This window comes from Acinetobacter sp. YH12049 (assembly GCF_013419875.1).
In the GTDB taxonomy this organism is placed as follows: Bacteria; Pseudomonadota; Gammaproteobacteria; order Pseudomonadales; family Moraxellaceae; genus Acinetobacter; species Acinetobacter amyesii.
Window position 1 is genome coordinate 1 of record NZ_VOZH01000075.1, and the last position, 6,791, is coordinate 6,791.

Sequence of the window (6,791 nt, forward strand, 5' to 3'; positions counted from 1 at the left end):
ACTCTGTTGACCTTTCGTTAAAGCTACATGTAAAGCATGTAGCGCCAATTGATGCATATTGATCAGATGGATCATCCTTTGGTAACAGGGTAAGCTTTTAAATAAATGTCTTTTATCCTGTTTCAACAATGAGAAGAATGCTTTGAAATTAGTGAAATGAGAGCATTTATACCAAACAGCGATAAAGATGATTTCTGAAATACTTAATTGTGCAACTCGGATTCTTGAGTAGCGACAGCTTTGCTTGAGGAATTTCCAATAAGTTGCTTCAAATTTAATAAAGAAATCATCAATTACACAGAATAATTGGGTACTATTAAACATCAGGACTAGAGTTGTGAGTTTTGTGTGGTAACTCAACTAATGGCTCTAGTCCGCTTATTTTTCAAGTCAATTTCTTATCCGAGATTCGGGTTAAACTTACTATTTTTAGACCATCGATTATATTTCTTAAAAATAGAATTTGATTTACCAAACTCTTGAGGTAAATCACGCCAAGGACAGCCTGTTCTAATTCGAAATAAAATCGCTTCAATAAAATTCCGTAAATTTAATTTGAGATAAATATTAAAGTGACGGAAAATAGCAAGTAACTTGGACCAGTGTTGATCATTTAGCATTGTTCGAGGCATAGCGAGTGTAAAATTGGGTTTGGCGATTTAATTTTACTATCTCGCTATTTTTTTAATCAACAAATGTCAACAGACCCTAACCTCTTATAATAAAATATTCTTAAAACCAATAATTTATTACTTATACAAAATACTTAAACATTATCACTTATTAAACAATTGCTCGCACAATAAAAAAAACTATTGCTAATAACAAAAACAACCATAAAATATCATTTATTTTCAATAAAAATCCAATCCCTCCTTGATTTTTGAAAATCCTATTCAAATTATAGTAAATAAATGCTAAATCAAAAATAACTACTACTGGAATACCAAGTATTGTACTTATTCCCAAAATATTAATAACAAGCAGTATTAGAATCTTTTTTAGATTACTCGATGTATAAACTAAATGATTTAAAAAAAAATTCTTCAATATAGCCTCAACATAAAATCAGTAGAATCTCCTTTAAATTAAAAGGAGATTCTCAAATAAAACAGCATTATTTTTAAGGTAATTAGCAAAGATAAAATCTATGATATGCTTCTAAATTCACCTTCAATAATCATCCCCTCTTTTCTCCAAGAGGCAAAAGACTTAGTCATTGATTCATGATCCATATGCATCAATTTTATCTCTTCAATTTTATCTTTGAGTTCTTTGTAAATAGGGAAAAATTTTAAAATAAATTCATCTTTATCAATTAACTCTAAAATCTCTCTTTGCTGGTTTTGTAAATTCGCTACTAAACTCTTTCTTGCCAACTGAAACTCTTCTTGTTTCTTCGCCTGATTCCAAGTATCCCAAGCTTCTACCGCAATACCAATAAGTGGTAATGCTGTGTTAATGTTGCTCGCCAGGTTAACAGCTCCCCACGGTTGGAACTTTAAAGCTTCTTTTAAATTAAGCCCAATAAATTGCCCACCCGCAACTAAGCCATCTCTTGCAGCTAAAATAGTTGTATTATCCAACTTAATATTCTTCGCTAAATGATTGAGACCTTTTTTAGTCAATGACCCAACAGCGGTGTCAATATTATCAATTTCTGCGTTAAAATTAACTGCTTGTGTATTTAATGCAATATTGATTTGATTGGTTTCATTTTGAAAATATTCATTAATCTTACTTGAGATAATTGATCCCTTATCACCAACTTCCCTCACTACGAATTCACCAATTGTTTCTAGACTCGTACCTTGGACCTGCATTACTAAGTCTTGGAAATATCCATTAAAACTAGATCTTAAATTTGTTTTTGCATTGGCAATTTTTTTGGAAATTACATTCAGTGCACCAGTTTCAATTTCATAAACTTGATTAAGTTTTTCCATTTCCTTTGATAGCAGGGATTGTTGTTCTTCAATTTCAGGTATTTTCTTAATCAAAATATCACTAATAATGGACTTTCTCGTTTCTTCAATTAAACCAGTATAACCACCACTTTTTTTCACAATTTCACTAGTTGCATTTTGCAACAATTTGATATGAGACAATTGTTCAAACTCATCTCGATTTTCCATCCAATAATTAACACCTTCATCAAATGGATTTGCTGAAACTGCCACTATTTTTAAGTTATGGGTTTCCTGCATAGAAAGAGATAAGATCGAACTTAATCTTTCTTTAACATTTTGCTCTTTAATTTTAAATTTATCTTGGTAGTCTAATTCATCCTCTACATCTGCAACTTCATCAAAACGGCTAAGAACAAATACTGTTCGTGGAAGTAAGTTCAGATCTTTAAACAACCATTTTAAATCTTCAATATGACTTTCTTTGATCGGATTTTTAGAGTTCATGACATAAAGAACAATATGTGCTTCACTTACATATTTTTTTGTGATGTCTTTATATTTTTCAATCTCTTGGGCATCGGTGTTCACTTGCTCTTTATAACCATATAATCCTGGTGTATCAATGAGTTGATACTCTTCATCAATGTCATAAATTTTAACTGCATTTGATGATTCAGAAGCACTAATATTCATGGTTGCTGGGTCAATTTTACCTAACCATGCAGCAGCAATTGAGGTCTTTCCTTCAGAGAATCCACCTATAAGTGCAATTTTAAGTTTATCTCCTTGCAAAGTATTCAATGAGTTCTTTAACTTAGCTTTAATATCTGTTGATACATCTAAACCAAACTCTTGACCTTGTGTAATAAAACCTTCTAATTTACTCAATAAGTTGATAATTTTAGCCTGATTATCCTGATGATTTTTTAAAGTTTCAGACATTTATTTGACCTCATAAGCACTGCTAATATTATTTGATAACGTTTTAAACATATTGATTGATTGATACATATCTTCTACAAGCCCTGTGATTTGATCACTTGGCTCATTCAACTTTTTCTTCAAATCTGATATTGATGGCTCAATTTTTTCTTCAACATCGCTCACATTCTCCCTAGCAACTTTTTTAAGCTCTTTCACAATATTTGATAAATTTTTATCAACACTTTTCTTTTGCTCAGATTTTTTAAAGTCTGAATCAAAAAAGCTCCAAATTGCTTTTGCAAAACTAAATAACAAACCCGCAGCCGTTAATGATATTGCAACCCAGCCGACTGGATTCCACCACATTGCAGCACCTACACCAATACCAACACCAAGTAGTCCCATTTTGTTGATGCCATTATTGATATCAAATTTCAATGAAACATTATTATTCAATCCTGTCACATCATCAGCTTTAAAGTTATTTTGAATACTGGCTAACCGTGAAGAAAGTTTCTGTAATTTTTCCTTTAAATTTTCATCAAACTGCGAAGTTTCTGTTTTAAAACCAGCAATTAGATCTTTACTCACTAATTCAAGATTGTTATCAATCTGTCGCTTCAGAATACCTTTAAACTCATCATTACTAATATCACTTTCAATCCGTTTATAGACTTCTTGACGAGTCTTACGCTCAAAATCTTGAATGATTTTTTCAATCATCGTTTTAAGGCTTTGCACTAGGTCCAAATATTCACTATCAATTTCTTGCTTAGTGACAGCCACTTGCTTATCAATATTCAGCTTTAGATCACTAAAGCCATTATGAATATTATTTAACTTCTCTACTGTTTGTTTTAGAACATAATTCGCTTTATTGAAGTTACTCGCCTTAATTTTATAAGGTACGTCTCCAATGACTGTTTGAGTTAAGTGGTTTTGAAATGCGCTCAGTCCTGACTTTTCCTTTAATTCATCTCGATCAGAATTATTTAAAAACTTGATCTGATTACGATATTTTTCACCAAATGGCACCAAGCAATTGGCTACTGCATAAAATGCAGCAAGTCCAGCCACCACAGTATAATTCTTATAATGTTTATCTAATGCTGATTCCATCTGTTTATTCAGATCATTTAAGGCACCTCTTTCATCATCATTACTGATCAGTCCATTTTTTAATGATCTAGGCGATGTAACTGGTTTATTGTAAACAGTCCAAACTTCTGTCTGATCTGCTAGGTGCGTTTTTATTTTTTGAAGTGTGCCTTCATTTGGAGCTGCATCTTTACTTGTGACATAGAAAACAGCATGTGCTTTTTTAACGGCTTTAGAAATTTCGTTCTCAACTAGTTTTTCATCACCCTCAATTCCTGGCACATCGATTAATTTGACCTGTGTGCCATTAATATCAAATAAAAACTCTTTACTCTCTCGAGTGAAGTCACTACGGCCATCCCCCATAATTTGGCCATCTTCAAACTCTCTTAGCTTCTCCAACATTTTTTCAAATTGCTGTAACTGCTGTTCAACTACTTTCTTTTCATTTTCTAATTGTAAAGTAATAGAGTTGATTGGTTTTTTGGTTAACTCATATTTATCTTGTATCGTTGCAAGATGCGATTGTTTCAATGCATATTCTTTTTCGATTTTTTGCTTCAATACTTTCAGTTCAGAATCTAATAGCGCTTTCTGTTTAATTAACTCTAACTCAATTAAACCAATTTGTTTTTCCTCTTCTAGGCGCTTAAAAATATAAATAATTTTTAACCACCATTACATATTTTGTTTTTTATATTGAACTTTCTCTTTTAAAGACACAATCTGAGTATTAAAAATTTCAAGTTTTTGGTCATTTAATAAAGACTGATTAACAATCTGCTCATCATGCTCATATTTAAGAGCATTAAGTATTTTTTGATAATCTTCTAATTTTTGAGTATAGGTTTGATCTATCTCCTTTAATTTTTTATTATTTTCTAAAATTTTATGACTAATTTCATTATCAGCATTTTTTAACTCTCCGTATGCTTCTTCATCTAATGAAAATTCATCTTTAAGTGCTTTGAATTTTGCTTGTATTTCATTTTTAGTTTTTTCAGCGAACAGCAGACGTAACACTTCGATAAGTGTCGATTTACCTGCATTAGTTTCACCGAAAAAAGCAATCGTAAAGTAATCCCATTCGGAATTACGTTTAAGTTCATCTATCTTCCTTTCAATTTCTTTTTGCTGAAAGCTTAAAATTTGCTTAGATTCATTTAGTTTTTCTCCCACTAAATTAGTATCTAAAACCTGCTCATTTTTAACAATTTTCGCAATCAAATCTGATATTTTCTCTTTTAAATCATCATAAATATTCTCAGGATGATTTAAATTAATATGACTATTCACGTACCCTTACCCCTATCCAACCAACTCATAAATAATTTTTTAAATGAAATTTTTTTTAACCTAAAACCAAATATTCTTTTAAACTTATTTCTAATTGTCTCTGTAATCCTTTCGGACTCACTATTTTTAAATGAGGAATCCAGAATCGAATCAAAGGCAATAACTGCATGTCATGATTAATTTTAGAAGAAACCAGCAATCCACCATCATGTAACTCTTTGACAATTTGCTGCTCGGGCAGTATCGGACGTTGCTTAAAATAAAAAGAAACCTGACTATCAATAGATAAAATGATTTCCTGTTTATCCTGTCCAAACCAGATGCTGTCATCATCTTCCACAAGTTTTACAATATTTTGATCTGGAATAAATTGTGAATAATCATGCGAAGAGTGCGTAAGCTGAATATGTGAAATGCGATAAGTACGCAATTGATCTTTTCTAACTGCTGCCAAATACCAACTACCATGATGATGAATCAAGCGATAAGGTTGAACCAGTCTAGGTTCTCCTTTATATACAAAACCAATTTGTCGATATTCTTGAATTGCTTTTCCAAGAACTTTGAATAGTCCTTTAAACTGACTTGCATCTTCAAAAGAGTACCCCTTAGCACTATAAATCTGATGAGCTCGACTATCTAAAAGTTCACGCAGAAAGGACATATCCAATGAAGGATACAAATGACTAACTCCTGAGAGCTGTGCAAAATTACGGATATCTTTTGGTGCAATTTTCCCTAAATAATTTGATTCTAAGTAATATCTTTTATTTTCATTATCTTGTAGCAATGGCAAATAAGTATTGAGACGATCAAAATCTCTCGAGATAGTACGTGTACTTACCCCAAATTCTGAGGCTAGTTCTTTTATACTTAACTGATATCCCATATTTAATTTCGTTAAAATATTGGCCAATCGGTCAGCTAAACGCTCATGAGTAGAATCATCACGTTTCATTAATTATCTCTAATTTTTAAAAAGTAACATCAAAGTTATATTTGATTTATATTTGAAATATAACACATTAAATGTACAAAAAGTTACACCAATTCACAAAAAATTAAGTCTTATTTTCTTTAAATTAAGTTTAGTCGATCTAAATAACGTGCTAGGTGCAACATTGCTAAATAGAATTTTCTTGATTCAGCCCACTTTATTTTCCCAAGTATTAATGCTCTAGAAATACGTTGTAAGGCGTTCTTCTTTTGTTTGTTCGTAAATGGAGTTGGGCATATTTTCATACAAATTTCCTTTCAATATTTCTATCAAACTTAACTACTTAAAGTATCAATTCAATTGAAAAATGAAGATAAGGCATGAAAATGACAGGAGATGTCATCAGTTGTACAAATTATCGTTTAAATTTCTTCTTTAGTATGTATTTCGCAGAGGTGGCGTCAACTTAACTGAAACTATAACTTACTAATATTTATTAAATTAGGGTGTGTTGACATTTACAGCCGATAAATTGAGCTAAAGAGGCAACCATATAAATATACAAGCTAAAGCAACAGCGCTTTGATAGTTACGTTTTAGCTTATCGTATCTTGTGGCAATTCCTC

At 31.3% G+C, this 6,791-nt stretch carries 4 protein-coding genes and 3 pseudogenes; all 7 read right to left on the bottom strand.

Features of this window, described 5'->3' with window-relative positions; genetic code table 11:
* Window positions 1-324 (bottom strand): annotated as a pseudogene (locus FTU05_RS16975) (IS982 family transposase); the annotation flags it as partial.
* 95 nt (window positions 325-419) lie between these two features.
* Window positions 420-632, bottom strand: a pseudogene (locus FTU05_RS16980) (transposase); the annotation flags it as partial.
* Between the two features lie 516 nt (window positions 633-1,148).
* The gene (locus FTU05_RS16985) at window positions 1,149-2,852 is read right to left on the bottom strand and encodes a LeoA/HP0731 family dynamin-like GTPase (protein ID WP_120401121.1); all 1,704 of its coding nucleotides are present in this window, start codon (window positions 2,850-2,852) and stop codon (window positions 1,149-1,151) included.
* Complete coding sequence (locus tag FTU05_RS16990) at window positions 2,853-4,496, bottom strand: GTPase (RefSeq protein ID WP_180166139.1); 1,644 nt, start codon at window positions 4,494-4,496, stop codon at window positions 2,853-2,855. It abuts the gene before it with no gap.
* A gap of 114 nt (window positions 4,497-4,610) precedes the next feature.
* Window positions 4,611-5,228 (bottom strand): AAA family ATPase, encoded by a 618-nt coding sequence (locus tag FTU05_RS16995; protein ID WP_180166141.1) that lies wholly within the window; start codon window positions 5,226-5,228, stop codon window positions 4,611-4,613.
* 55 nt (window positions 5,229-5,283) lie between these two features.
* Window positions 5,284-6,186: a YafY family protein gene (locus FTU05_RS17000; protein WP_120401119.1), complete on the bottom strand. Its 903-nt coding sequence runs from the start codon at window positions 6,184-6,186 to the stop codon at window positions 5,284-5,286.
* Between the two features lie 516 nt (window positions 6,187-6,702).
* Window positions 6,703-6,791 (bottom strand): annotated as a pseudogene (locus FTU05_RS17005) (IS5/IS1182 family transposase); the annotation flags it as partial.